General features: G+C 65.0%; 24 protein-coding genes and 2 pseudogenes. 12 read left to right on the top strand and 14 right to left on the bottom strand.

The features are described from left to right. The first annotated feature begins 321 nt into the window (after positions 1-321). From CDQ91_RS20005 to CDQ91_RS20020, 4 genes are all read left to right on the top strand, one after another. Positions 322-855, top strand: coding sequence for a GNAT family N-acetyltransferase (locus CDQ91_RS20005; RefSeq protein WP_162290840.1), 534 nt, complete (start codon positions 322-324; stop codon positions 853-855). A 67-nt stretch (positions 856-922) separates the two neighbouring features. Further along, positions 923-1,228 (top strand): globin family protein, encoded by a 306-nt coding sequence (locus CDQ91_RS20010; protein WP_088474475.1) that lies wholly within the window; start codon positions 923-925, stop codon positions 1,226-1,228. 20 nt (positions 1,229-1,248) lie between these two features. Further along, positions 1,249-1,965 carry an alternative oxidase gene (locus tag CDQ91_RS20015; RefSeq protein ID WP_237246084.1) on the top strand — a complete coding sequence of 239 codons (717 nt, stop codon included), beginning with the start codon at positions 1,249-1,251 and terminating at the stop codon, positions 1,963-1,965. 66 nt (positions 1,966-2,031) lie between these two features. Continuing rightward, positions 2,032-2,355: a TehB family protein gene (locus CDQ91_RS20020; protein WP_088474477.1), complete on the top strand. Its 324-nt coding sequence runs from the start codon at positions 2,032-2,034 to the stop codon at positions 2,353-2,355. Between the two features lie 70 nt (positions 2,356-2,425). Here the strand turns inward: CDQ91_RS20020 and CDQ91_RS20025 are convergent, their stop codons facing one another. Next, positions 2,426-3,073: a YoaK family protein gene (locus tag CDQ91_RS20025; protein ID WP_088474478.1), complete on the bottom strand. Its 648-nt coding sequence runs from the start codon at positions 3,071-3,073 to the stop codon at positions 2,426-2,428. Between the two features lie 310 nt (positions 3,074-3,383). On the opposite strand from CDQ91_RS20025, the gene CDQ91_RS20030 reads away from it, so the two are divergent. Then, a complete protein-coding gene (locus CDQ91_RS20030; protein WP_088474479.1) occupies positions 3,384-4,043 on the top strand; it encodes a BON domain-containing protein in 660 nt (219 codons plus the stop codon). Positions 4,044-4,111: 68 nt separating this feature from the next. Here CDQ91_RS20030 and CDQ91_RS20035 read toward each other — a convergent pair whose 3' ends face one another. Continuing rightward, complete coding sequence (locus CDQ91_RS20035; protein WP_088474480.1) at positions 4,112-4,579, bottom strand: NUDIX hydrolase; 468 nt, start codon at positions 4,577-4,579, stop codon at positions 4,112-4,114. A gap of 389 nt (positions 4,580-4,968) precedes the next feature. Between CDQ91_RS20035 and CDQ91_RS21925 the strand changes: the two genes are divergently transcribed. Further along, positions 4,969-5,097: a hypothetical protein gene (locus CDQ91_RS21925; protein ID WP_272897627.1), complete on the top strand. Its 129-nt coding sequence runs from the start codon at positions 4,969-4,971 to the stop codon at positions 5,095-5,097. Between the two features lie 706 nt (positions 5,098-5,803). Here CDQ91_RS21925 and CDQ91_RS21120 read toward each other — a convergent pair. The 7 genes and pseudogenes from CDQ91_RS21120 to CDQ91_RS20075 all read right to left on the bottom strand — a co-directional run. After that, a pseudogene (locus CDQ91_RS21120) lies at positions 5,804-6,337 on the bottom strand (VIT1/CCC1 transporter family protein); the annotation flags it as partial. Continuing rightward, positions 6,334-6,708: a SpoIIAA family protein gene (locus CDQ91_RS20050; RefSeq protein WP_088474483.1), complete on the bottom strand. Its 375-nt coding sequence runs from the start codon at positions 6,706-6,708 to the stop codon at positions 6,334-6,336. The pseudogene CDQ91_RS21120 and the gene CDQ91_RS20050, both read right to left, overlap by 4 nt. Continuing rightward, positions 6,696-7,256: a hypothetical protein gene (locus CDQ91_RS20055; RefSeq protein ID WP_088474484.1), complete on the bottom strand. Its 561-nt coding sequence runs from the start codon at positions 7,254-7,256 to the stop codon at positions 6,696-6,698. The genes CDQ91_RS20050 and CDQ91_RS20055 overlap by 13 nt, the downstream gene beginning before the upstream one ends. Positions 7,257-7,325: 69 nt before the next feature. Beyond that, a complete protein-coding gene (locus CDQ91_RS20060) occupies positions 7,326-7,979 on the bottom strand; it encodes a hypothetical protein (RefSeq protein ID WP_201791928.1) in 654 nt (217 codons plus the stop codon). After that, complete coding sequence (locus CDQ91_RS20065; RefSeq protein ID WP_088474485.1) at positions 7,976-9,043, bottom strand: zinc-dependent alcohol dehydrogenase family protein; 1,068 nt, start codon at positions 9,041-9,043, stop codon at positions 7,976-7,978. The genes CDQ91_RS20060 and CDQ91_RS20065 overlap by 4 nt, the downstream gene beginning before the upstream one ends. A gap of 92 nt (positions 9,044-9,135) precedes the next feature. Next, a pseudogene (locus tag CDQ91_RS20070) lies at positions 9,136-10,751 on the bottom strand (MBL fold metallo-hydrolase). A 52-nt stretch (positions 10,752-10,803) separates the two neighbouring features. Continuing rightward, positions 10,804-11,388: an NAD(P)H-dependent oxidoreductase gene (locus CDQ91_RS20075; RefSeq protein WP_088474486.1), complete on the bottom strand. Its 585-nt coding sequence runs from the start codon at positions 11,386-11,388 to the stop codon at positions 10,804-10,806. A 656-nt stretch (positions 11,389-12,044) separates the two neighbouring features. Between CDQ91_RS20075 and CDQ91_RS20080 the strand changes: the two genes are divergently transcribed. The 3 genes from CDQ91_RS20080 to CDQ91_RS20090 all read left to right on the top strand — a co-directional run bounded on the left by CDQ91_RS20080 (position 12,045) and on the right by CDQ91_RS20090 (position 14,592). Then, positions 12,045-13,592: a PAS domain-containing sensor histidine kinase gene (locus CDQ91_RS20080; protein ID WP_237246086.1), complete on the top strand. Its 1,548-nt coding sequence runs from the start codon at positions 12,045-12,047 to the stop codon at positions 13,590-13,592. Next, complete coding sequence (locus tag CDQ91_RS20085) at positions 13,582-14,196, top strand: response regulator transcription factor (RefSeq protein WP_088474504.1); 615 nt, start codon at positions 13,582-13,584, stop codon at positions 14,194-14,196. The genes CDQ91_RS20080 and CDQ91_RS20085 overlap by 11 nt, the downstream gene beginning before the upstream one ends. Before the next feature lie 72 nt (positions 14,197-14,268). Continuing rightward, positions 14,269-14,592: a response regulator transcription factor gene (locus CDQ91_RS20090; protein WP_237246081.1), complete on the top strand. Its 324-nt coding sequence runs from the start codon at positions 14,269-14,271 to the stop codon at positions 14,590-14,592. Here the strand turns inward: CDQ91_RS20090 and CDQ91_RS20095 are convergent. The 4 genes from CDQ91_RS20095 to CDQ91_RS20110 are packed head-to-tail and all read right to left on the bottom strand — an operon-like array spanning position 14,589 to position 17,839. Beyond that, the gene (locus CDQ91_RS20095; protein WP_088474488.1) at positions 14,589-15,908 is read right to left on the bottom strand and encodes an NRAMP family divalent metal transporter; all 1,320 of its coding nucleotides are present in this window, start codon (positions 15,906-15,908) and stop codon (positions 14,589-14,591) included. The two genes, CDQ91_RS20090 and CDQ91_RS20095, sit on opposite strands and share 4 nt — an antisense overlap. A 59-nt stretch (positions 15,909-15,967) precedes the next feature. Continuing rightward, positions 15,968-17,239, bottom strand: a complete 1,272-nt coding sequence (locus tag CDQ91_RS20100) for an MgtC/SapB family protein (protein ID WP_088474489.1) — start codon at positions 17,237-17,239, stop codon at positions 15,968-15,970. Positions 17,240-17,261: 22 nt separating this feature from the next. Continuing rightward, complete coding sequence (locus tag CDQ91_RS20105) at positions 17,262-17,591, bottom strand: TraR/DksA family transcriptional regulator (RefSeq protein ID WP_088474490.1); 330 nt, start codon at positions 17,589-17,591, stop codon at positions 17,262-17,264. Further along, positions 17,591-17,839, bottom strand: a complete 249-nt coding sequence (locus CDQ91_RS20110) for an HP1242/YdcH family protein (RefSeq protein ID WP_088474491.1) — start codon at positions 17,837-17,839, stop codon at positions 17,591-17,593. Before CDQ91_RS20110 ends, CDQ91_RS20105 begins: the two co-directional genes overlap by 1 nt. A 279-nt stretch (positions 17,840-18,118) precedes the next feature. On the opposite strand from CDQ91_RS20110, the gene CDQ91_RS20115 reads away from it, so the two are divergent. Together CDQ91_RS20115 and CDQ91_RS20120 are read left to right on the top strand one after the other, a co-directional pair. Beyond that, the gene (locus tag CDQ91_RS20115) at positions 18,119-18,802 is read left to right on the top strand and encodes a Crp/Fnr family transcriptional regulator (protein ID WP_088474492.1); all 684 of its coding nucleotides are present in this window, start codon (positions 18,119-18,121) and stop codon (positions 18,800-18,802) included. Positions 18,803-18,839: 37 nt separating this feature from the next. Then, the gene (locus tag CDQ91_RS20120) at positions 18,840-19,784 is read left to right on the top strand and encodes a L,D-transpeptidase (RefSeq protein ID WP_201791929.1); all 945 of its coding nucleotides are present in this window, start codon (positions 18,840-18,842) and stop codon (positions 19,782-19,784) included. 198 nt (positions 19,785-19,982) lie between these two features. On the opposite strand, the gene CDQ91_RS20125 is transcribed toward CDQ91_RS20120, so the two are convergent. Beyond that, a complete protein-coding gene (locus CDQ91_RS20125; RefSeq protein WP_237246082.1) occupies positions 19,983-20,471 on the bottom strand; it encodes an Hsp20/alpha crystallin family protein in 489 nt (162 codons plus the stop codon). Between the two features lie 266 nt (positions 20,472-20,737). Here CDQ91_RS20125 and CDQ91_RS20130 point away from each other — a divergent pair, with 266 nt between their 5' ends. Further along, on the top strand, positions 20,738-21,397 hold the full coding sequence (locus tag CDQ91_RS20130; RefSeq protein ID WP_088474493.1) for a BON domain-containing protein: 660 nt from the start codon (positions 20,738-20,740) through the stop codon (positions 21,395-21,397). Positions 21,398-21,483: the final 86 nt, after the last annotated feature.

Below are 21,483 nucleotides of genomic sequence, written 5' to 3' on the forward strand. Positions count from 1 at the left end.
TCGTTCGACTCCTTAGGTTGAAGGAGTCGAAAGGGTCTGCCTGCGGCAGCCCACGTTCAATCAGGCGCGGCGCTCACTGGACGACTTTACATCGAGGCTAGCGCCAATCCGCGCAGCGGTTCGTGCACCGGCCAAACCCGGTCAATTTCGAACTCTTTTGCCAAGCTGCCCGATGCTATCACAGCCGTGGGAACGCCTACGTAATTGCCCGTCGCGACGCCGGACGAATACGGGGAACTACGGATAGGGTTATTCCTCGCTCCGGTTCAAAAGCGTCTCGATACATTCGGCAAATGACCGCGCCGGATCGAAAGGACGAAAATGAACATCCAAAGCTGGAGCGGCGATCTTACAACCCGGACGGGGTTCAAATTCCATGTTCGCCCGATCAGTTCGAACGATGAACCGGCGCTCGCGGAGTTGTTCACGCATGTGACGCCTGACGATCTGCGATTCCGCTTTCTGACCGGCATCAATATTGTCGGCCATAACCGTTTGGCCGCGCTGATCGATGTCGACCATCGGCAGAAGGAAAATTTTCTCGCGCTTGCCGAAGACGGCACAACGGTCATCGCAACGGCGATGCTGGCGTGTGACGACGCGATGGAGACGGGGGAGGTCGCGATCAGCATCCGGTCGGATTACAAGGGCCGCGGCATAAGCTGGAAGTTGTTCGAATATGTCGCGCGTTTTGCCGAGGCTTCCGGCGTGACGACGCTGCAGTCGATCGAAAGCTACGCGAACCACGCCGCGATCGAGCTGGAACGCGACATGGGCTTCACCGCGCGCCCCTATCCGGGCGATGCCACGCTCGTGCTCGTCGAACGGAAACTGCCGCTGCCGGTCGATGCATGATCGATCTTTGTCGGTCGGGAGATCGCGAGACCACCCGGCATATGGCCATGGCGTAAAGGAGCGGCATTTGGACAACAGCGGCAAGGTGAGCGAGGCGCAACTCGATCGCGCGATTCCAGGCTTTTACGCGCGCGTTCGGGACGATGCGCTGATTGGTCCGGTGGCCACGCACCTCAAGCACCTGCCGACAATCACGCCGCCGATGTTCGATCGCTGGCTGATGCTATGGACAGAAGTGACTGCCGGAATATTGCCACCGACCACTGCCGCCGCGCTTCAGGGCAAAGCGGCGCGGATCGCCGAAAGCCTCAAGCTCGCACGCCTCCCCCCGGTGTCCGGGACCCCACTCCGGCCGACCTCCACGCAGTCCTGAAAGGACTTGCGATGACGAATATGATCCTGGTCCCCGACAAGCTCGCCCTTGCCACCGAACGACAAGTCCAGCCCGCGGTACATCACCAGCCGAACGGCTTTTCCGATCGGTTTGCGCTCGGCTTCACCAAGCTTCTCCGCTTCAGCGCCGACAGGCTGTTTGCCAAGCGCTACGGTCACCGGGCGATCGTCCTCGAGACGGTCGCGGCGGTGCCGGGCATGGTCGGCGCGATGTTCACCCATCTGAGTTGTCTGCGCCGGATGCGCGACGACGACGGCTGGATCCGGACTTTGATGGAGGAGGCCGAAAACGAGCGCATGCACCTCATGACCTTCATCGAAATCGCCAAGCCCACCTGGTTCGAGCGCATGATGATCCTGTCCGTCCAGGGCATATTCCTGGTGGGATTCTCGATCCTCTATCTGGTCTCGTCGCGTACCGCTCACCGCGTTGTCGGCTATTTCGAAGAGGAAGCCGTCACCAGCTATACATTGTATCTCCAAGAAATCGACGAGGGCCGGTCGCCGAACGTGCCCGCTCCTGCCATTGCCAAGCATTATTGGAAAATGGCCGACGATGCGACACTACGCGATGTCGTATTGCTGGTGCGCGCCGACGAGGCGCATCACCGCGACGTCAATCATGGGTTCGCAAGCAAGCTCAATGGCGAGCCTGTCGATCAATCGCGGGTCGCGGCCTATCCCGACCACGCTACCGAAATCCGGCTGCATGCTTGAGGTGCGTGAAGGATTGCAGGCCGCTGGTGTCCGATGCGCCGTGACCGACGCCCGGACGGCCCCGTCATGATCGGCGCACCCGAACCGTACAGGAGTACCCCCATTTTTGACGAGACCACGCTTCCGGCCGGGCTTCGCCGGGAGCATCGAACAAAGGTCGGTGTTTGGGGCGTCATTCGGGTGCTCGAAGGTCGGCTTCGCTACCGGGTGCTCGATCCCGCTTCAGAAACCATCCTCGACGCCGATCATCCGGGTATCGTCATTCCGGACCAGCCCCATTTGGTCGAACCGATTGGCTCGGTCCGCCTGCGTGTGGACTTCTATGATCAGGAGCCGCATTCAGAAAACACAAGGGGCTGTGCCGTTCATCCGGGTTCGGACAATGAATAGCTGCGAACACTGATCAAACCTCCGCATGCCTAATTTCGGCCCAACAGCAGTCTGACCGCGTTCGGCTAGGTCAGGACGCCAAATTGGCGGTCAATCTTTGCGTTACTGGAACGAGGGCGAGAGCGAAGGCTGCAGCGAACCCGACACTTGCGTCTTGTGACCAGGCATAGCTCGCCGCGCCCAGAATCCCGCCGGAGACAAGGGCCAGCCAAAGCAGCAAGTAGGGAACCCAGGCCGTCCGACTACCGCCCAATGCCGCATCGGCCAGCTTATGCCCGAGTTTGACGAGGGTGCCGGTCATGTAGGTGACACCGATACTGACCTCTCCGTCGCGGCGGAAGATCGTGTTGGAGGCGCCCATCGCGACGCACAGCAATCCTGTGGCCGGGACATCGAACCCGGCCCATTTGCAGCAGGCCGCGCCGACGAGAAGCGCGGCGACGCCCGATATCGCCACGACCTTGGGATGGGCGACGGTGATCTTTGCCGTCGCCATGATGTTGAGGAACACGCCGGCAACGTAGAGGGCGATCAGCGCCGCAGCCGCCAGGGCCAGACTGGTCGCTTCCGCTATTCCGATGGCCATTCTGGTCGAGTTGCCGCTCATGAACGAGACGAAGAGGCCGCCAGATCCCAGGAATCCGATGGCATCGACAAAGCCCGCAAGCCCCGCGAGGCAGAATGCCAGACTTCGAAAGCTTCTATCGTACCGGATCATGGACTCGTCGATAGCATTGCTGTGACGGCGGTGTCTCCACGCATTGTTCGACGCGAGCGGACATCATGCTTTCGGTTAGCAAGGGCTACGGATGAGAAGCAGGCGCGAAAATCCGCTTCTCGCGACCGGCGCATGAAAGCCGGCCGACACTAACGCTCATGTTCGACGCTATCGAGGGGCGGGCGCGACCCTTACGGATGTTTCCGAATAGGGCTGAAGCGCGAGGCAGGCGAAAATCTCCGAACCGAACCATCGGGTTCTGCCGGCTTTCTGCCGGGTTGGAACCCTTCGGACGCAGAGGAGACAGATAATGTTGAAGAAGACAGACGGGCAGTTGCAGCGCGACGTGATGGACGAACTCGAATGGGAACCAAGCGTCGATCATGCCGACATCGGTGTGGCCGTGACCGACGGCGTCGTCACCCTCTCGGGCTATGTGAAAACCTATCCCGAGAAGATTGCCGCCGAGAAGGCGACGCGCCGCGTCGCCGGCGTCCGGGCGATCGCCGAAGAGGTCAAGGTTCACTTCGCGTCCGAGCCCAGAATGGCCGATCATGAGATCGCCAAGCGCCTGCTCGACATGATGGCCTGGACGGTGTCGATTCCGACCGAGAAGGTGAAGGTCAAGGTTGAGCATGGCTGGGTGACGCTGAGCGGCATGGTCGACTGGGACTATCAACGCAAGGAAGCCTTCCGGTCGGCCAGCCGGGTCACCGGCGTCGCGGGCGTGACCAATCTGATCGAGGTTAAAGTGCATCCGGCTCCCGCCGATGTGAAGGAGCGGATCGTCTCGGCCTTTAAGCGCCAAGCCGATCTCGACGCGGCCGGGGTGACCGTGTCGACCGAAGGCGGAACCGTGAAGCTCGGCGGCAAGGTCAAGGCGTGGGCCGAGCGCGGTGTCGCCGAACGGGCCGCCTGGTCGGCGCCCGGCGTCACCCGTGTCGAGGACAATATCACCATCGCGCTTTGACAGGAGCGACCGGCGAGGTCCCGATGGCGGCCGTCCCGGAACAGGGGCGGCCGCTGCGCCCCTCCGCGTCAGTCCCGCCTGGCCAGACGTTCGCTCAGCCGGTCGAGAAATGGCCGCTGGCTGGACAGCATCGTGGTGTCGGCCTCGGCAAGTGTGAACCACCGCGCCGCATCGACTTCGGGAAAGAATTGGCTCCGGCCACTTTCGGGCGGCCACTCCAGCTCGAAGCGGTTGCTCACAATGGCGGCCGCATCGATATCCTGTTCCAGCGCAAAGGCTTCAACCATCTTTCCGCCTGCCTGCCGAAGCTGCCCCAGAGCGGCAAGCGGGCCCTCAAGCGCGACGCCAAGTTCCTCTTGGGCTTCGCGGCGTGCGGCATCCTCCGCGCTTTCTCCGGGCGCGATCAGCCCCTTGGGAATTTGCCAGGCTCCGCGGTCGCGTCGGCGCCAGAAGGGACCGCCGGGATGGACAAGCAGGACCTGCAGCGCCCCGCCCGAACGGCGATACAGCAAGATCCCGGCACTCTGGCCGGTCATGATGTGGGATTGCGGCGACGACCCGCCTCCATTGATCGCATCTCCTTCAATCTTCCATAGTCTGCTTTCGCGCACATGCGTCGGCTTGGCTCCTCGATGCGAGGCAAAGGCATAATGCCGCTCTCGCCGACGCATGATATGCGGGAATTTGCGTATTTCCTGCATGGCGCGCTTCGCTCACTCTCACTCCATACCCTAGCCATGGAGGGCGAGATGGATATCCCCAATGTCGACAGATCGCTTGCGAAGCTTGGTGTGCCCCGCCGTATGCGCAAGAAGATCGGCCGCATATCGCGGTCCCCCAAGGTGCGGGCTGCGGCGGCGCTTGTTCCGCTTCTCACTGCGGGAATTCTCGCTGCGCGGACGTTCGCGCGGCGCGGATTCTGACGATGAGTCCGTCGGATATCGAGGACCCGATCGAGCGTGATCGCGAACGGGCCGCGACCGTCGGCCTTTGGATCGCGTTCGTCGCCTTTGCGATATTGGGGAGCATCTGGTTCATGCTCTTCCGCCTCTGACGCTTCGAGCCTTTATCGATCATATCGGTCGTCGGTTCGCGCTGCGGTAGCTAAAGCGCCGCTGATTTGTCGACTGCCACACCTTGGTGTGCTGTTCGATCTCTGGTGGATCAGGATCGATGCGTGCAGCTCGCCCGCTTGCCATATTTGAACCGAGCCAAGGAGGAGGAAGCGGAAGATGTCGCGTGCCGAAGTTCAAAAGGCTGGCGGTCGGGTCCGGCCTCTTCATGTCGATGTATTGATCGTTGGCGCCGGTATCTCGGGCATCGGCTCGGCCTATCATCTCCAGCAGCAGTGCCCGGGGAAGAGCTACGCGATCCTCGAGATGAAGACGACTTTCGGCGGGACGTAGGAGACCCACAAATATCCCGGCGTGCGATCGGACTCGGACCTCTACACCTTCGGCTATCGTTTCAAGCCCTGGCGCGGCGCGCCGATTGCCAGCGGCGCCGAAATCCTCAAATATATGGGCGAAGTGATCGAGGAGAACGAGATCGGCGTCCATATCTACTATGGCCATCGCATCACCGCCTGCCACTGGTCGAGCGCCGCCAATCACTGGACGATCGAGGCCGTGCGCGCGTCGGATGGCGCGGCGGTCAGCTTCACGGCCGGCTTCCTCTGGATGTGCCAGGGCTATTATGATCATGAGAAGCCTTACATTCCCGACTGGCCCGGCCTCTCGGATTATGGAGGGCGGTTCATCCACGAGGAGCGGCAGCGCCGCGCCGGCGGTGAAGGTGGCAGCAGACGCCAGCGCTGCGGTGACCGGGCGCGCCGCCGTCATGTCGGTGATATGGAGTTCGTCGCGCGCATGCGTCGCGAGCGCGTCGAACGTGGTCATCTGGCGGACCACGAGACGCGCGGTTTGCGGATCGAGGCCGCGTCTTTCATATATGCCGGCCAGTTCATCGCGTTCGGCCGCGGGGTCGCTCGCCAGTTCTCTCTTTTCGCGTGCAAGGTCCGCCCGCTCGGTATCGGCTTGCGAACTGACCGACACATATTCGCCGGCCGCCATCGACATGGCGCCGGCAACGAGGCCGGCAATCCCCGAAACCAGTATCGATCGATGGGTGGCGCCGGACGCCGCGACGCCGATAATGAGACTGGCGGTCGACACGATCCCGTCGTTCGCGCCGAGCACGGCTGCCCGCAGCCAGCCCGTCCGCGATACGAGATGGGCTTCGCGGTGATCCGCGCGCGCGGACGGCCAGGGACCCAGCGGGAGGATGCCGGTCATCCGTCGCGCCCCTCGACCCACATCAGCGCCGCGCCCCGATCCTCGGGCTTGAACACCCGATAGCCGATATGCGGCAGAAGCGCGCTTTCGATCCGCGTGAGGGCCCGGATCCATAGTTGATCGGCGACGACCGCGACGCGGCCGAACCGGTCGAGCTTTGCGAAAAGCGGTGCGGCACGCGCGATATGCGCGGCCAGCCCGCTGATCTCGATACCGTCGATCGACCGCGTCTCGGCATAGACATGCACAGTCTCGTTCGCCGCCATCGCGGTGTCGAGCCGGTCCATGATCGAGGCCAGATCCTCTCCCGTGATCTTGCCCTCGACACGGACAGCGAGCACATCATCTTTCGTGTCGATCATTTCGAACATGACGGGGCCTTTCCGGTGACGCTCGCCAGCATGGCCGCGACGGCGAGCAGGTCGAGCGTGAGGCTTTGCGCCGCAGGGAGGATCGAGGCGAATGGCCAGGCGAATCCGATCGCGAGCGATACCATCATGCTGACTGCGCCCGAGAGATAGAGCCAGCCGCGGCCTGGATAATCGCGCGCGAGCGCGAGCGTCAGCCGCGCCGCTGCTCCTACCGCGAGGACGCCAGCCATCGCCATCGCGGTAGGATAACTGCCCAGCAGCGGATCGACGAACAGGATGATCGCCTGAATCAGGCAGGCGAGCGCGCTGGCGAGCCAGAGCCGCCGGTCCAGCTGATCACCGCAGCTCGCTGCCATGCGGGCCTGGACGAGCGCGGCGAACAGCATCGCGGCAACCAGCATATAAATGGCGGCAATCGTCTCGAGGAAGGTGCGCGACAGGATGAACAGGATGAGGAGGCATGCCGCCACTCCGATCTCGAGGACCGAGATTTCTTTCCAGAGGCTGCTCTGCACCGGGCGGCCGGGCGCATTGGTCGCAATCATCATCGTCTCCCTTGCGGAAATGGCGTTGGCCGCAGGCATAACGCAGTGCTGGAAGCGCCGCATTGCGGGATTCTACGGACTCGTCTGTTCCTGCGCTTCCGCCTGCCGCGCCGAGGCGGCGCGCTCCGCGGAGCTGTCGTCGCCATCCGCGCTCAGCAACGCGCGGAACGCGGCAAGGCGCGTCCGATACCCCTCGGCATCGCCAAATTCGAGAAATTCATAATAGCGCTGGTGCGGGTCGCTGATCCTGAGCGCATGCTTGATCGGGCACCAATATTGCTCGGTCCGGCTTCCGATCTCGCGGGCGTAGGCGATGACGCCATTGGCATAGGCGCAATAGGCGCAGTTCAGGGCTTCGACCCAGTTGAGATAGGCGAGGCGCCCCCGGTCGAACGCGATATAGTCGCGCCGCTCGACGCGGGCGATCCCATAGGCGCGAAAGCAGATGGCCTGGTAGACGCTGATCCAGATATCGAGGAGGAACAGCGGCAAGAGCATCGAGTAGATGACGGGCGCGGTGATCACGGCACCGAAGGAGGATCGGGCGAGAAAAGCGCGCATGCTTGTCTTGAGTTTCCGTTGTTCGATCACGATGCCGCGCTCGAATTCGACAAGCCGGTCATGGACTCGCACGCCCAGCGCCCTCCGCCGATGTTCGATCTCGCGATCGAGTTCGGCCTGCAGATCGACGATGGTCCGTGCGATCTCCTGCATGCGCTGGGTCACGCGGGGGACCCTGCCGCGCGCGGATCGGCCGCTTCGATGATGACCTTGAGCGCCTTCGTCTCGGCCGCCCGGGAGAAGACATCATAAGCGTCCATCATGTCGGCCATCGCAAAATGGTGGGTGACAAGCTGTTCGGGATCCAATTGCTTCGCCTCGACCATCCGCAGCAGCTGCGGCGTCGAGACGGTGTCGACCAATCGCGTCGTAATCGTGATGTTGTGGGACCACAGACGCTCGAGATGCAGGTCGGCCTTGGCGCCATGCACGCCGACGTTCGCAATCGTTCCTCCGGCTGCGACGAGCAGCTGGCAAAGTTCGAAGGTGGCGGCGACGCCGACCGCCTCGATCACCGTATCGGCGCCGCGCCCGCCCGTCATCTCGATCAGCGCCGTCGCGGCGTCGCGCGTGCCGCTGTTGATCGTGTCGCTGGCGCCGAACCGGCGCGCGACAGCGAGGCGTGTCTCGTCCAGATCGATCATGATGATCCGGGCGGGCGAGAAGAGCCGCGCCGTGAGCAGTGCGGCAAGTCCGATCGGCCCCGCGCCGACGATCGCGACAGTCGATCCCGGGGCGACCTTGCCGTTGAGCACCCCGCATTCGAAGCCGGTCGGCAGGATGTCGCTGAGCATGACCAGCGCATCCTCGTCGGCCTGCTCGGGGATGGCATAGAGGCTGGTGTCGGCATGGGGGATGCGAACATATTCCGCCTGCGTGCCGTCAATTATATTGCCGAGGATCCAGCCGCCCGTCGCGCAATGCGATTGCATGCCCCGGCGGCAATATTCGCAGCGCCCGCACGCGGTGATACAGCTGATCAGAACATGATCGCCGGGCGCGAAAGCCGTCACGCCCGCGCCGATGCTTTCGACGATACCCACGCCCTCATGCCCGAGGATGCGGCCGGGCTCGCAGCTGGGTACATCGCCTTTCAATATGTGAAGGTCGGTGCCGCAAATGGTCGTCTTGGTGATGCGCACGATCGCGTCGCCCGCATCCCGCACCTGAGGAACGGGCCGCTCCTCGACGGCCTTCAGGCCGGGGCCGTTATAGACGAGGGCTTTCATGCGAAGTCTCCTTTGTGTGTGGAAGGGCGCCTCGGCCTTTGCCTTGCCGGCCTCGATCTTCGCGTCGGCACCGCCGGATGCGAGGTTTCTGCCTATGCTGCACCGCGGCGCCGTTTCTGTTCGGAGCGCGCCGCCTCATAGCCGGCGAGGACCCGCCGCATCTCGTCGAGCGCCTTGCGGCGAGCTTTCTCGCTGCGGATATGCGCGAGGTTGTGTTTCAGATTGGCGGCGAAATCGGCATAGTCATTCTGCCAGTCTTCGCCCGCGAACTGGGCAAGATCGACGCGTCCGGTCTGGATTCGCTTGGGCGGTGCGCCGGGGGTGAGCGCGAAGCTCTCGCCGATCGCAGGGGCGACGACGGCGAGGCCCGGCGTCTCGGATTGGACAAGCGAGCGAAGCGCTTCGATCGCTTCGCTCTCGCCATGGTCGAGAAAAAGTCCGCCGCGGATCGGATGGCGTTCGCGAATCCAGGCCGCGAGCTCGTCCCGGTCGGCATGCGCCGAATAGCTTTCGATGCGCCGGACGGCAGCGCGAACGTTGATATCCTTGCCCGAAAGCCGCACGCGCTCGGCCCCGTCGAGGATGACCCGTCCGAGCGATCCGCGCGCCTGAAAACCGACGAACAAGATCGTCGACTGGCGCCGATGCAGATTATGCTCGAGATGGTGGCGGATGCGCCCGCCCTCGCACATACCCGAGGCAGCGAGAATGATGGCGCCCGACACGCTGTTGAGGCGGATCGATTCGGCGACATCCTCGACATAGCGGATCGATGGGTGACGGAAGATGTCGCTGCCCGCGACATCTTCGAGCTCGGCCGCATGCGCCGCGAAGACTTTCGTTGCCCGGCTGGCAAGGGGGGAGTCGACGAAGATGGGGACGTTCGGGATGCGGTTCGCCTCGGCGAGGCGGGCGAGGTCGAGCAGCAGCTCCTGAGTCCGCTCGAGCGCGAACGTCGGGATGAGGAGATTGCCGCCGCGCGCGAGCGCGGCCTTCACTTCGGTTTCGAGGAGCTGACGGCGGTCCTCGATCGTCAGTTTCGGCCGTGGCCGGTCGCCATAGGTCGATTCGCATATGATGAAGTCCATGCCCGTGGGCGCATCGGGATCGCGCTGGAAGGCCTTGTGTCGGGGCCAAGATCGCCCGAAAAGAGCAGGCGGACACCGCCCGCTTCAAGCTCGACTGAGGCCGACCCCAGGATATGCCCGGCATTCCACAGCCGCGCCTTGAAGCCCGGTGCGGGCTCGAACCAGGTCCCAAGCCCGGTAGGCCGCGTCAGGCGCCACGCGCGCAGTCCATCGGCCTCGGTGTAGAGTGGCTCGAACATCTTTTCGCCCGCGCGGTCGTAGCGGCGGTTCCGGCGCGCGGTGTCGCTTTCCTGGATTCGACCGGCGTCGCCGAGCATATATTCGAGAAGGTCGGCGGTCGGCGCGGTACACCAGACGGCACCGTGATATCCTTCTTTCGCCAGCTTCGGCAGCAATCCGCAATGATCGATATGAGCATGGGTAAGAAGGACCGCGTCGATCGTTCCGACGTCGAACCCGAAGGCGCCATGGTTGAGCGTCTCGAGGCTTCGCGATCCCTGGAACAGCCCGCAGTCGATCAGGATCCTTCGCTCTCCGAGCGTGAGTTCCATGCACGAGCCGGTGACTGTGCCGGCGGCGCCATGGAAGGCGATCTTCAGCGGCGTTTCGGGGTCGGCCATGACAGTCTGTCTTTCGTTCGCAAGTGGAAGGAGACGCGGCCTTGCATCGCGCTCAGCGCCCGGCCGCGCCATATTCGGTCATCGTCTCGAGCCACTTCGTGCGGTGCTCGGCATCGCCTTCGACATTGCCGACAATGCTTCGCTCGGTGGGCGCGATGCCGACAAAGCCCAGAATGTTGCGCTCGAGGCTGCGGAGGCTGTGCGCGCGAAAATAAACACGGTAAAAGAGCGCAGGCATGCCCATCGTCACGACGATGTGCGCCGTCCGGCCCTTGAGGCGTTTTTCGGGCAAACTCTTTGTCTTGGGCTCGAAGGCGAAGCCGGGGCGCATCACCTGTTCGAAGAAGCCCTTGAGGCGGGCGGGCAGATCGCCGAGCCAGAGCGGGTAGAAGATCACCAGATGTTCGGCCCAGGCGATATCGTCCTGCGCCGCTGCGATCGCGGGCGAGAGCGGTCCCTCTTCCCACTCGGTGCGACTTTCGAGCAGATCGAACGCGAGGCCCGCGACTTTGATGCGGCGGATTTCATGACCTGCAGCTAGCGCCGCGGCCCCATAAGTGTCGGCAAGCGCATGGACGAACCGTCTCGGATCGGGGTCGGGGTGCCCGTCGATGAGCGTGATCCGTCTGGCCTTCATGGCGAATTCCTAAAGGGTGCGGGCGCGGGCAATGGCGCGCCGGAACGGACCACCGCGCCGGGCCGAGCTGGACGGAACGGGCGAGGCGCGGCGATCCGCCCGCCGTTCTTGAGATCGCTGCCGCATTCTTGCTATCCGTAGTTTCCCGCATGGTCCTGCCACGCGCACGGCCTTAGCGAAGCGGCATGCCGCTTAAGGATCAATACGGACCGCCCACGCAGCGAGCGTTTCGCTCCCGCCCGAAAATCGCTATGGATGGCGACCGGGGGAAGGCGCACCTTGAGGATGGCGGCGCCTTTTTTGCAGCGCGGGCGGAGGCCGCGCGGTCGATGTCGATGTTGCAACGCTCTTTCGCGGCGCGTCTCGCCTGCGGGCTGGCTCTTGTCGCCGCCGCAGGGCTACTGCGCTATGCACTCGAGCCTTGGCTCGCCGGCAATGCAGCCTTCCTGCTGTTCGCGCCCGCGATCCTCGCCGCCGCCGTCCTCGCCGGACCGCTTGTGGCATCGATCGCGACGGCTCCGGCTCTGCTTCTCGGCCTCTATTTTGCCGGCTATCGCGGCGACGGGACCTATAATCTGGTCGAGGCCGCGGTGTTCCTGCTCACCGCGGGCGGGATCGTCGCGCTGTCGCAGGCCTTCGAGCGGACGCGCAAGCGCATGTACGAAAGCGACCGCCACGCCGCACGGCGCGATGCCGAGGCGGCGCTCATTGCCGAGGAACTCAATCTCCTGATCGATGGCGCGCAGGGCCATGCGATCTATCTGCTCGACGCCGATGGCCGGGTCACGATCTGGAACAAGGGCGCCGAGCGCCTCAAGGGATGGTGCGAAGACGAGGTCGTCGGCAAGGAATCGGCGATCTTCTATCCGCCCGACGCGGTTGCCGCGGGCAAGCCCGCCGAGGATCTCGCCAGGGCCGCGTGTGAGGGACGCCTCGAGGCCGAAGACTGGCGCGTGCGCAAGGACGGCTCGGAGTTTCTCGCCGACGTCTCGATCACCGCACTTCGCAACGATGACGGAAGCCTTCGCGGCTTTGCCAAGATCGTCTCGGACATCACCGGGCGCCGCGCCTCCGAGGAAGCCTTGCGATCGCAGGAGAGCCATCTCCGGTCGATCCTCTCGACGGTTCCCGATGCGATGGTCGTGATCGACGATCAGGGGCTGATCGTCTCGTTCAGCGCCGCCGCCGAGCGCCTGTTTGGCTATCAGGAGGCCGAACTGCTCGGCGTCAATGTCAGCCGGCTCATGCCCTCGCCCGATCGCGAACGCCATGACGCCTATATCCGCCGCTACCTCGAAACAGGGGAAAAGCGCATTATCGGGATCGGACGGGTGGTGTTCGCCGAGCGCAAGGACGGCTCGACCTTTCCGATGGAATTGTCGATCGGTGAGGCGTCGAGCGACAGCCATCCACTCTTCACCGGCTTCATTCGCGATCTCACCGAGCGCCAGCGGACCGAGGCGCGGCTCGAATCGCTCCAGTCCGAACTGATCCACGTCTCGCGCGTCAGCGCGATGGGGACGATGGCCTCGACGCTCGCGCACGAACTCAACCAGCCGCTCACTGCCGTCGCCAATTATGTCGAGGCCATTCGCGACCTGCTCGCCAGTCCCGATCCTGCCGATATGCCGATGATCCGCGACGCGCTCGACGATACGGCCAGGGAGGCGTTGCGCGCCGGCCATATCGTCCGGCGCCTCCGCGACTTCGTCGCGCGCGGCGAGGTCGAGAAGACGATCGAGAAACTGCCGTTGCTCATCAACGAGGCGGCTGTTCTCGGAATGATGGGGGCACGCGAGAAGAGCGTCGAGCCGCGTTTCGACCTCGACCCCTATGCCTCGCCGGTGCTCGTCGACAAGGTCCAGATCCAGCAGGTGCTGATCAACCTCATTCGCAACGCCGTCGAGGCGATGGTCGACAGCCCGCTGCGCCAGCTAACCGTGACGAGTCGCCCCGATCAGCGCGGCTTTGTCCGGGTGATCGTCGCCGATACCGGTCCGGGGGTCACCCCCGAGGTCGCCGAGCAGCTCTTCACGGCATTTGTCAGCACCAAGGCGGAAGGCATGGGGCTTGGCCTCTCGATCTGCCGGACGATCGTCGAGGCCAATGGCGGTCGCATCTGGATGGAGAAACGCGCCGGCGGCGGGACCGAATTTCATTTCACGCTGGTGAGCGCGAAAGCGGAGGAAGATGATGTCGGATAGGAAGCTTGTGCATATCGTCGACGATGAGGAGGCGATCCGGCGCTCGGCGAGCTTCATGCTCAAGACCTCGGGCTATGCCGTCGAGACCTGGGCCAATGGCACCGCTTTCCTGAAGGAAATCCGGCACGTCTCCGAAGGCTGCATCCTGCTCGATGTGCGCATGCCCGAGATGGACGGGCTCGAGGTCCAGCAGGCGCTGCTCGAGCGCGGGGTCACCATGCCGGTGATCGTGCTCACCGGCCATGCCGACGTCTCGATCGCGGTGCGCGCGATGAAGGCCGGGGCGGTCGATTTTCTCGAGAAGCCTTTCGAAAAGGCGGTGCTGATCGGTTCGATCGAGACGGCTTTCGCCCGCATGGCGGCCGCGGACGGTGCGGTGGCCCGCTCCGCCGAGGCCGAGGTGGTTCTCGCCATTCTCACTCCGCGCGAGCGCGAGGTCCTGGAAGGTCTCGCGCAGGGGCTGCCCAACAAGACGATCGCCTATGATCTCGGTATCTCGCCGCGCACCGTCGAGGTCCACCGCGCCAACCTCATGGCGAAGCTCGACGTCCGCAGCCTCTCCGACGCCCTCCGGCTTGCTTTCGCGGCCGGACTCGGCGCGTGACATCTGCGGACATTACGTAACGACCGCCTGCCGCGTCCCCGATAGATTCTGTCCTTCGGAAGGATGCACCGCATGACCACAGGCCGCGGCGAATACCCCATGGCATCAACGCGCCGTTCGGCGTCGGCCGCTGCGGCGCGCCAGCGCGGCACGGTTCCGCCGGTCGATCTGCTGACGCATCGCGAGATGGAGGTCGCGGCCGGGCTGGTCCGCGGGCTCACGAACAAGCAGATCGGGCACGAGCTCGGCATCAGCCACCGCACCGTCGAAATCCATCGCGCGCGCCTGATGCGCAAGCTCGGCGCCGCGACGCTTGCCGGACTTCTCGGCATCGTCCTGCCACAGCGCGACCGGATCGACGCGCTGATCGCCGAACAGGCAAGGGCGCGGGCCTAGACCTTCCCCGCGACAAGGAAGAAAAAGAAGAGCAGGGTGGCCGCTGCCATCACCGCCGTCGCCGCCCACCCCGACCAGAGCTGCCGCCGCGAAATCCGGAGGCGCCCCATTGCGCGCGGATTGCGCGCGATCAGCATCATCACGACCATGAGCGGCGCGGCCAGTACGCCATTGACGACCGCGGCCCAGTAAAGCGCGCGCGCCGGGTCGATCCCGATCGCAGAGAGCGAGGCTCCAGCGAGCGTCGTCGCGGCGATGGTGCCGTAGAAGAGCCGGGCGGAGAGCGGCTTGGCGTCGAGGCTGCCCGCCATTCCCGCCATCTCGGTGACCGCATAGGCGGCCGATCCCGCCAGCACGGGAACAGCGAGAAGGCCGGTGCCGATGATCCCGAGCGCGAACATTGCGAAGGCGAACGCCCCCGCGACGGGACGCAGCGCTTCGGCCGCCTGCGCCGAGGTGGCGATGTCGCGGACGCCCTCGGCATGCAGCGTCGCCGCGGTCGCGAAGACGATCGCGAGCGAGATCAGCGTACTGAGCGCCATGCCGGTCAGCGTGTCGATACGGATGCGCTTCAGTTCGGGGCCCGCCGCCGCCGGGGTCAGACACAGTGGCTTCGCATGATGGCGATGCTGTTCCTCAATCTCCTGCCCGGCCTGCCAGAAGAAGAGATAGGGGCTGATCGTCGTGCCGAGGATCGCGACGAAGGCGGTGGCATAGGCGGCGTTGAGCTCAATGTCCGGGACCACCATCGCGCCGAGCGCCTTGCTCCAGGGCACATGGACGACGAACAGCACCGCGACATAGGTGAAGAGGGTGAGCGTCGTCCATTTGAGGATCGCGGCATAGCGCGGATAGCTGAGCCCGACCTCGAGGACGATGCTGAGAATGCCGAACAACAAGGTGTAGAGCCCGGCATTGCCGCCGGCGAGCAGCGCCAGCGCCGCACCCATCGCGCCGAGATCGGCTCCGAGGTTGATGATGTTCGCCACGAGAAGGAGCGATACCATCGACCATAGTAGCGGGCGGGGATAATGGCGCCGCAGATTGCGGGCGATTCCCGCCCCCGTGACCCGCCCGATCTCGGCGGCGATGCCCTGGATCGCGACCATCAACGGGAAGCTGAGCACGAAGGTCCAGGACAGGCGATAGCCGAAGGCCGCACCGATCTGGCTATGCGTCCCGATCCCGCTCGGATCGTCGTCGGCGGCGCCGGCGATCAGCCCCGGGCCGAGCGCACGAAGAAATTCTCTCGGGCTCGGCCTGGCCTCCGCCAATGCGGCGGGGGCCCTTGCGTCCTCGTCACGGGTGATCGGCATGGATGCCCTTTCTTTTTCGGACTTTCGCGCCCGCGAGGGCCATGATCGGTATTCGGGCTTCAGAAGAGAAGGATCGGGACAAGCGTGAGGCTCGCCGCGACGCTGAGGACGAGCGGCAGCGCAAGCTTCCACCCTTTCCGCCAGCCGGCGATCGCCACAGCGGTCGCGCCCTTGAACAAGGTGTTGGCGAGGACCGGCGCGACGATCACGGTGGTCGCGAGCTGACCCTTGAGCAGGCCCTGCGGAAGCGAGCCGACGGCGATGATCGCCGAGTCGACGTCGGCCAGTCCCGAAAGTGCGATGACGAGCGCGAGGCCGCGCTCGCCGACCAGCGCCATCGTCCAGCGGGCGGCCACCGTCAGCAGCATGACGAGCAGCATCAGGCCGATAGCCGGCGCGAGGCGGAACGGGTTCTTGAGTTCGACGGGGCGGTCGCTGGCACCGACATCGCGGCGGCTGCGCAACGCAAAGAAAATGGCGCCGCCACTCACCAGCGCCGCGGGCGCGGCGATAAAGGCGAAACCGGGCATGGCTGCCGGCGCCAGCGCTGCGGTCAGGATCGCGGCGCGGATGAGCATCACCGCCGACGCCGCGCCGATCCCGGCGATCGCCATCGCCTCGCTTTCCTCGCCGTCGCGCACCCGCATCGCGAGCGCCGCGGTGACCGCGGTCGAGGAGACCATGGCGCCGGTTGCGGCCATGACAAGGGTGCCACGCGAGGCACCGAAGCGCTTGGCGGCAATATAGCCGAGAAAGGAGAAGCCCGAGACGAAGACCACGACCATCCAGAGCTGGCGCGGATTCCACGCGTCATAGGGACCGAAGCGCTGGTCGGGCAGCAAGGGCAGGATGGCGAGTGCGATCAGCGCAAAGCGGACGATCGCCCCGACCTCGACATCGCTGAGTCCCGCGACCCAGCGATGCAGCTCGCCGCGGAGTGCGAGCGCCATCGTCATGGCAACAGCAATCACCGCGGCCATCTCGGGTTGGCCACTCGCGGCGAGATAACCGCAGCCGAGCGTGATGAGCGCAGCGAGGCTCGTTGTCCCGCTGAGCTGGTCGGGCGCACGCGCGCTCTTCGCATAGCCGATGAGGATGAGGATCGCTGCTGCGCCGGAGATGGTCGCGGCAATCGCGGGGGCCGTGGTGACCGCCGCCATGCCGCCCGCGAGGCCGAACAGGGCAAAGGTCCGCACGCCGGCGAAGCGGCTGCCCGCCGCCTCGTTGCGCAGGCTCCAGCCCCGCTGGACGCCGACGAGCAGCCCGAGGAGGAGCGCGAGACCAAGTCCGGCGAGCCCTTCGAGTCCAGCGCCTGAAATTGCGTTGGTCATGTCGCTCGCCCGGCGCCGCGGCTCAGCCGCCGCGCTCGCGTTCGCATGCGATGCAATGCGTCGCGGTCGGCAAGGCCTCGAGGCGGGCGGCATCGATCGGGGTGCCGCACGAGGTGCAGAGGCCGTAATGACCGGCATCGAGCCGCGCGATCGCGTGCCGGATCGCTTTCATCTCCGCATCCGCGGCGCGCTGCTGCGCGTCGAGCGCTTCGTCATCCTCACGTTCGACAGCCTGCTCGGCCGAATCATCGTCGAGCGGTGCGCGCTGCTCGCTTTCCACCCGCTCGACCAGCGCTGCCAGCCGATCGAGCCGTGCGAAGAGTTCGGCGCGAATCTCGGTCAGATTGTGCATCACGCCGCCTCCCCGTGTGCGATGAGGGCGGCGATCTCGTCGAGGATGAACAGGCGCTTCTTCTTCAGCGTCTCCAACTCGTCGTCGGACACCGCGGCAAGGCAGGCCTCGACGCGCTGGATCTGGCTCGAAAGGTCATGATGATCTTCGGCGAGCTTGCGGAAATGGGCGTTATCGAGCTTGAGCGCATGGAGCGTCGGCCCATGATCGGGAAACAGGGTGTGAAGGTCGTGGCCGGCTTCGCTCATCTTCAGTCCTTTCGTAGCGGATTTGTCTCGCCGGATTGCGCCAGGACGCGCCGCCTGTCGTTACGCAATAGCCCTTACGCCCGGCGCCGGTCGGGCCGCTGACGCTGCCCGGCAACGCGCCGCGCGAGCGACATACGTACAGTTGCGTAATCACCTCTGCGCGGCGGTCCGCTATCTCGACCGCATGAGGGGGCAGCCACATCCATCCCGCCGCTATGGCGGCAACCGCCCGGTACCGGCCCGGAGCACCGCGCGCGCATCGCTCGCGGGAGGGCGGCGATGAGCGATTGCGCCTCCTGCGCTGTGCGTTGCCGCGCCATCTGCGCCAGCCTTGCCGTCGACGAAGCTGCGGAACTTGGCCGAATGGGGCGGCGGCAGCGCGTGAAGGCGGGTCACACCCTCCTCTGGGAAGGCGACGAAGCGCCGACAGTCGCGAATGTCCTGTCGGGCGTTCTCAAGCTCGTCGTCGCCACCGCCGATGGCCGCGAACAGATCGTTGGCCTGGTTTTCCCTTCCGATTTCATCGGCCGCCCGTTCGCCAAGCAAAGCCCTTACCGGGTGACCGCGATGACCGACGCCGAGGTCTGCATCTTCAATCGCCAACAGTTCGACGACTTTGCGGGCCGTCATCCGCATTTGCAGCAAAAGCTGCTGCACCGCACCCTCGACGAGCTCGATCGGGCGCGGCACTGGATGATGCTGCTCGGCCGCAAATCGGCGTCCGAGAAGGTCGCCTCCTTTCTTCTCGATATGGAAGAACGGCTTCCTGGCGACCCCGGCGGTGGGTCCGGCGGCTTCGAGCTGCCCTTTGGCCGCCAGCAAATCGCCGACATATTGGGGCTCACCATCGAAACGACCTGCCGGCAGCTCACGCGCATGCGCAGCGACGGTCTCGTCGACCTTCCCTCGCGACGCGCGGTGCGGATCAATGACCGGGCCCGTGTCGCAGCGATGGCGGGCTGAGGCGATGCGGGTGCCTGGAAAGACGGTCCGACGACTGATGATCCTTCTCGGTGTCGTGGTTCTGGTGCCGCATGCCGCATCGGCCGTACCCGCCAATCCGCCGGGTGGCGTGCTCGAGGCGGCCGAAGGGCTCAAGCCCGGCGAATATTTCTGGGCGCCCGACATCGCGCCCCAAGGGCCGTTGCTCATGATCGTGAGCCTCGCGACCCAGCGCGGTACCCTCTATCGCAACGGCGTGCCGATCGCGATCACCACCGTCTCGACGGGCAAGGCGGGCCATGAAACCCCGACCGGCGTTTTCACGATCCTCCAGCGCGACATCGATCATCGCTCGAACCTCTACGACGATGCGCCCATGCCCTATATGCAGCGGCTGACCTGGGGCGGCGTTGCGCTGCATGGCGGACGCTTGCCGGGCTATCCGGCGTCGCATGGCTGCATCCGGCTGCCGCAGGCTTTTGCCCGCCTCCTCTATGGCGTGACGCGGCTCGGGATGACGGTCATCGTCACCGAGGCTGCTGCCGTGCCGCGCGCGGCTCCCGGCGATCCCCTGCTCCGGATCGGGCCGGCGCTGGCGGAGGGCGCGGTGCTCTGGGAGCCGGACCGGGCACCAAGCGGCCCGGTGTCGATCATTGTCAGCGCTGCCGACCAGCGGCTGCTGGTGCTACGCAACGGGATCATGATCGGATCGGCGCCTGCGCGCATCGAAGGTCCAGTCACTGGCACCTCGGCATTCGTCCGCCAGTCGGGCGTATCGGGCGCGGCAGCCTGGCTCGAGATCGCCATCCCGGGTGCAATTGCCGCCAAGGTGCCAACGCCCTTTGTCGGACGCGTCGATATCGCAGCCGATCTGCGCGCGCTGCTTGCGCCGCTTATGACCGCCGGGACCAGCGTTATCGTGACGCCGGACTCCCTTCGCACCGCGAGCCCGGCGCCGGTCGAGATTCTCGGCGGCGACGAGAGTGCCGCGCCAAAGCGCTAAGGCGCGATGCTATCGGCCAGGCGGCTAAAGCGACAGTATCAGCGTTGCGCCCATCACCAGCGAAAGGATCGTCAATCCGAGCTGGAGCCGCAGCAATGCCTCGCTGCGCGAGGCCGTGTGAAGGGTTAAGGACATTGCTCTGCTCCGGTAAGGGGGGCGGCCGGAACCACGCCGCAGGCGAGGCCCCGGCGCACGTGTCTAGCTTCCGATCTTGATCTTGCGGGCATGATCGTGCCCCTTTTCGGTCTTCGCGATCTCGACACTGAGCAGCCCATGCTTGAACTTCGCTTCGATCTTGTCGGCGTCGGCGTCGGCGGGGAGGACAATCCGGCGCCGGAAGCTGCCGTGGCGCCGCTCGCTGATCAGATGCCCGTCCTCGCGCCGTTCGGACAACTCCTCTTTCTCGCTCGCGAGCAGGAGGACGCCGTCGGCGACCTCGAGCCGGATGTCCTTTTCGGTAAGGCCAGCGAGCTCGGCGGTCAGCTTGTAGGCCGATCCCGTGTCGACAAGTTCGACCGCCGGGACCGGGCTCACGAGCCGCGGGACATAGCTCAGCAGGCTGCGGCCGGGCACTGCGAATTCCTCGAACATGCGGTCGAGTTCGCCGCGCAGCCAGTTCATCGCGCCAAGCTCGGCCGGGGCGGGCGGGTTGCCGGTGCTGCGGGTCGGGGTAAGATCATTCATCATGCGGCTCCTTATCGAAAGCGGAATCTGTCGCGGTGGCGGGCCGCGCCAAGGCAAAAGCATCGCCGTCGGGACGCGCCCCGGGGGGGCGCGATTTCGCATCTAGCGGGACGCGGGCGACGGCTGAATCGGGGAAGCTCCCAAACGTGATCTTCCTTACGGGAAGTTGCGGATAAGGCGGCGGCGGGCCTTTTGGCACATTTGGGCGGGACTCATCGGGCCTCCACTTCTCCGCCAGGCGGAGAGCAGCATGCCAAAGGAATTATCTCATGCTCAGGAAAGAGGACGACCAGCTGCAGGAAGATGTGATCGCAGAGCTTGAATGGGACCCGAGTGTCGATCACACCGACATTGGTGTCGCGGTCCATGACGGCATTGTGACCCTCGCGGGATATGTGAAGAATTTCCCGCAGAAGGTCGCTGCCGAACGCGCGGTGCGCCGGGTGGCTGGCGTACGGGCACTGGCCGAAGAGCTCAAGGTGCGCCTCGTTTCCGACCCCAAGACCGCCGATCATGAAATTGCCAAGCGGATCGTCGACATGATCGGCTGGACGGTCGCGGTCCCCGACGGCCAGATCAAGGTGAAAGTCGAGCATGGCTGGGTCACGCTGACCGGAACGGTCGACTGGCACTTCATCTCCAGGGAAGTCGCGCGCGCCGCTGGCCAGATAAGCGGAGTCACGGGGGTCTCGAACAGCATCAAGGTCGGTCCGCTGCCAACCCCCGCCGACGTCGAAGCGCGGATCATGGCGGCATTCAAGCGGCAGGCGGGGCTTGATGCCGGCGGCGTATCGGTCACGACCGATGGCAGCACCGTGCAGCTTCGCGGCAAGGTCAAAGCTTGGGGCGAGCGGCGGATCGCCGAGCTCGCAGCCTGGTCGGCGCCCGGCGTGACCGGTGTCGAGGATCATCTCGCGATCGACAATTAATCCGGTGCGCCGGGAAGAGGCGACCCCGCCTGCGGCCGTCCGGACCATCCGGGCGGCCGCCTTTCTATCCGTATCATTGCGCATAT

The sequence above is a fragment of the Sphingopyxis witflariensis genome (assembly GCF_002205635.1).
Lineage (GTDB): Bacteria > Pseudomonadota > Alphaproteobacteria > Sphingomonadales > Sphingomonadaceae > Sphingopyxis > Sphingopyxis witflariensis.

What these genes read in the sequence shown, in the direction of transcription:
- CDQ91_RS20095 (WP_088474488.1), bottom strand. Translation starts at nt 15,908, where the DNA reads ATGCCGATCACCCGTGACGAGGACGCAAGGGCCCCCGCCGCATTGGCG.
- CDQ91_RS21925 (WP_272897627.1), top strand. Translation starts at nt 4,969, where the DNA reads ATGAGTCCGTCGGATATCGAGGACCCGATCGAGCGTGATCGCGAACGG.
- CDQ91_RS20015 (WP_237246084.1), top strand. Translation starts at nt 1,249, where the DNA reads ATGATCCTGGTCCCCGACAAGCTCGCCCTTGCCACCGAACGACAAGTC.
- CDQ91_RS20050 (WP_088474483.1), bottom strand. Translation starts at nt 6,708, where the DNA reads ATGTTCGAAATGATCGACACGAAAGATGATGTGCTCGCTGTCCGTGTC.
- CDQ91_RS20055 (WP_088474484.1), bottom strand. Translation starts at nt 7,256, where the DNA reads ATGATGATTGCGACCAATGCGCCCGGCCGCCCGGTGCAGAGCAGCCTC.
- CDQ91_RS20035 (WP_088474480.1), bottom strand. Translation starts at nt 4,579, where the DNA reads ATGACCGGCCAGAGTGCCGGGATCTTGCTGTATCGCCGTTCGGGCGGG.
- CDQ91_RS20120 (WP_201791929.1), top strand. Translation starts at nt 18,840, where the DNA reads ATGATCCTTCTCGGTGTCGTGGTTCTGGTGCCGCATGCCGCATCGGCC.
- CDQ91_RS20075 (WP_088474486.1), bottom strand. Translation starts at nt 11,388, where the DNA reads ATGAAGGCCAGACGGATCACGCTCATCGACGGGCACCCCGACCCCGAT.
- CDQ91_RS20085 (WP_088474504.1), top strand. Translation starts at nt 13,582, where the DNA reads ATGTCGGATAGGAAGCTTGTGCATATCGTCGACGATGAGGAGGCGATC.
- CDQ91_RS20030 (WP_088474479.1), top strand. Translation starts at nt 3,384, where the DNA reads ATGTTGAAGAAGACAGACGGGCAGTTGCAGCGCGACGTGATGGACGAA.
- CDQ91_RS20020 (WP_088474477.1), top strand. Translation starts at nt 2,032, where the DNA reads ATGATCGGCGCACCCGAACCGTACAGGAGTACCCCCATTTTTGACGAG.
- CDQ91_RS20005 (WP_162290840.1), top strand. Translation starts at nt 322, where the DNA reads ATGAACATCCAAAGCTGGAGCGGCGATCTTACAACCCGGACGGGGTTC.
- CDQ91_RS20090 (WP_237246081.1), top strand. Translation starts at nt 14,269, where the DNA reads ATGACCACAGGCCGCGGCGAATACCCCATGGCATCAACGCGCCGTTCG.
- CDQ91_RS20105 (WP_088474490.1), bottom strand. Translation starts at nt 17,591, where the DNA reads ATGCACAATCTGACCGAGATTCGCGCCGAACTCTTCGCACGGCTCGAT.
- CDQ91_RS20115 (WP_088474492.1), top strand. Translation starts at nt 18,119, where the DNA reads ATGAGCGATTGCGCCTCCTGCGCTGTGCGTTGCCGCGCCATCTGCGCC.
- CDQ91_RS20125 (WP_237246082.1), bottom strand. Translation starts at nt 20,471, where the DNA reads ATGATGAATGATCTTACCCCGACCCGCAGCACCGGCAACCCGCCCGCC.
- CDQ91_RS20100 (WP_088474489.1), bottom strand. Translation starts at nt 17,239, where the DNA reads ATGACCAACGCAATTTCAGGCGCTGGACTCGAAGGGCTCGCCGGACTT.
- CDQ91_RS20130 (WP_088474493.1), top strand. Translation starts at nt 20,738, where the DNA reads ATGCTCAGGAAAGAGGACGACCAGCTGCAGGAAGATGTGATCGCAGAG.
- CDQ91_RS20080 (WP_237246086.1), top strand. Translation starts at nt 12,045, where the DNA reads ATGTACGAAAGCGACCGCCACGCCGCACGGCGCGATGCCGAGGCGGCG.
- CDQ91_RS20065 (WP_088474485.1), bottom strand. Translation starts at nt 9,043, where the DNA reads ATGAAAGCCCTCGTCTATAACGGCCCCGGCCTGAAGGCCGTCGAGGAG.
- CDQ91_RS20025 (WP_088474478.1), bottom strand. Translation starts at nt 3,073, where the DNA reads ATGATCCGGTACGATAGAAGCTTTCGAAGTCTGGCATTCTGCCTCGCG.
- CDQ91_RS20110 (WP_088474491.1), bottom strand. Translation starts at nt 17,839, where the DNA reads ATGAGCGAAGCCGGCCACGACCTTCACACCCTGTTTCCCGATCATGGG.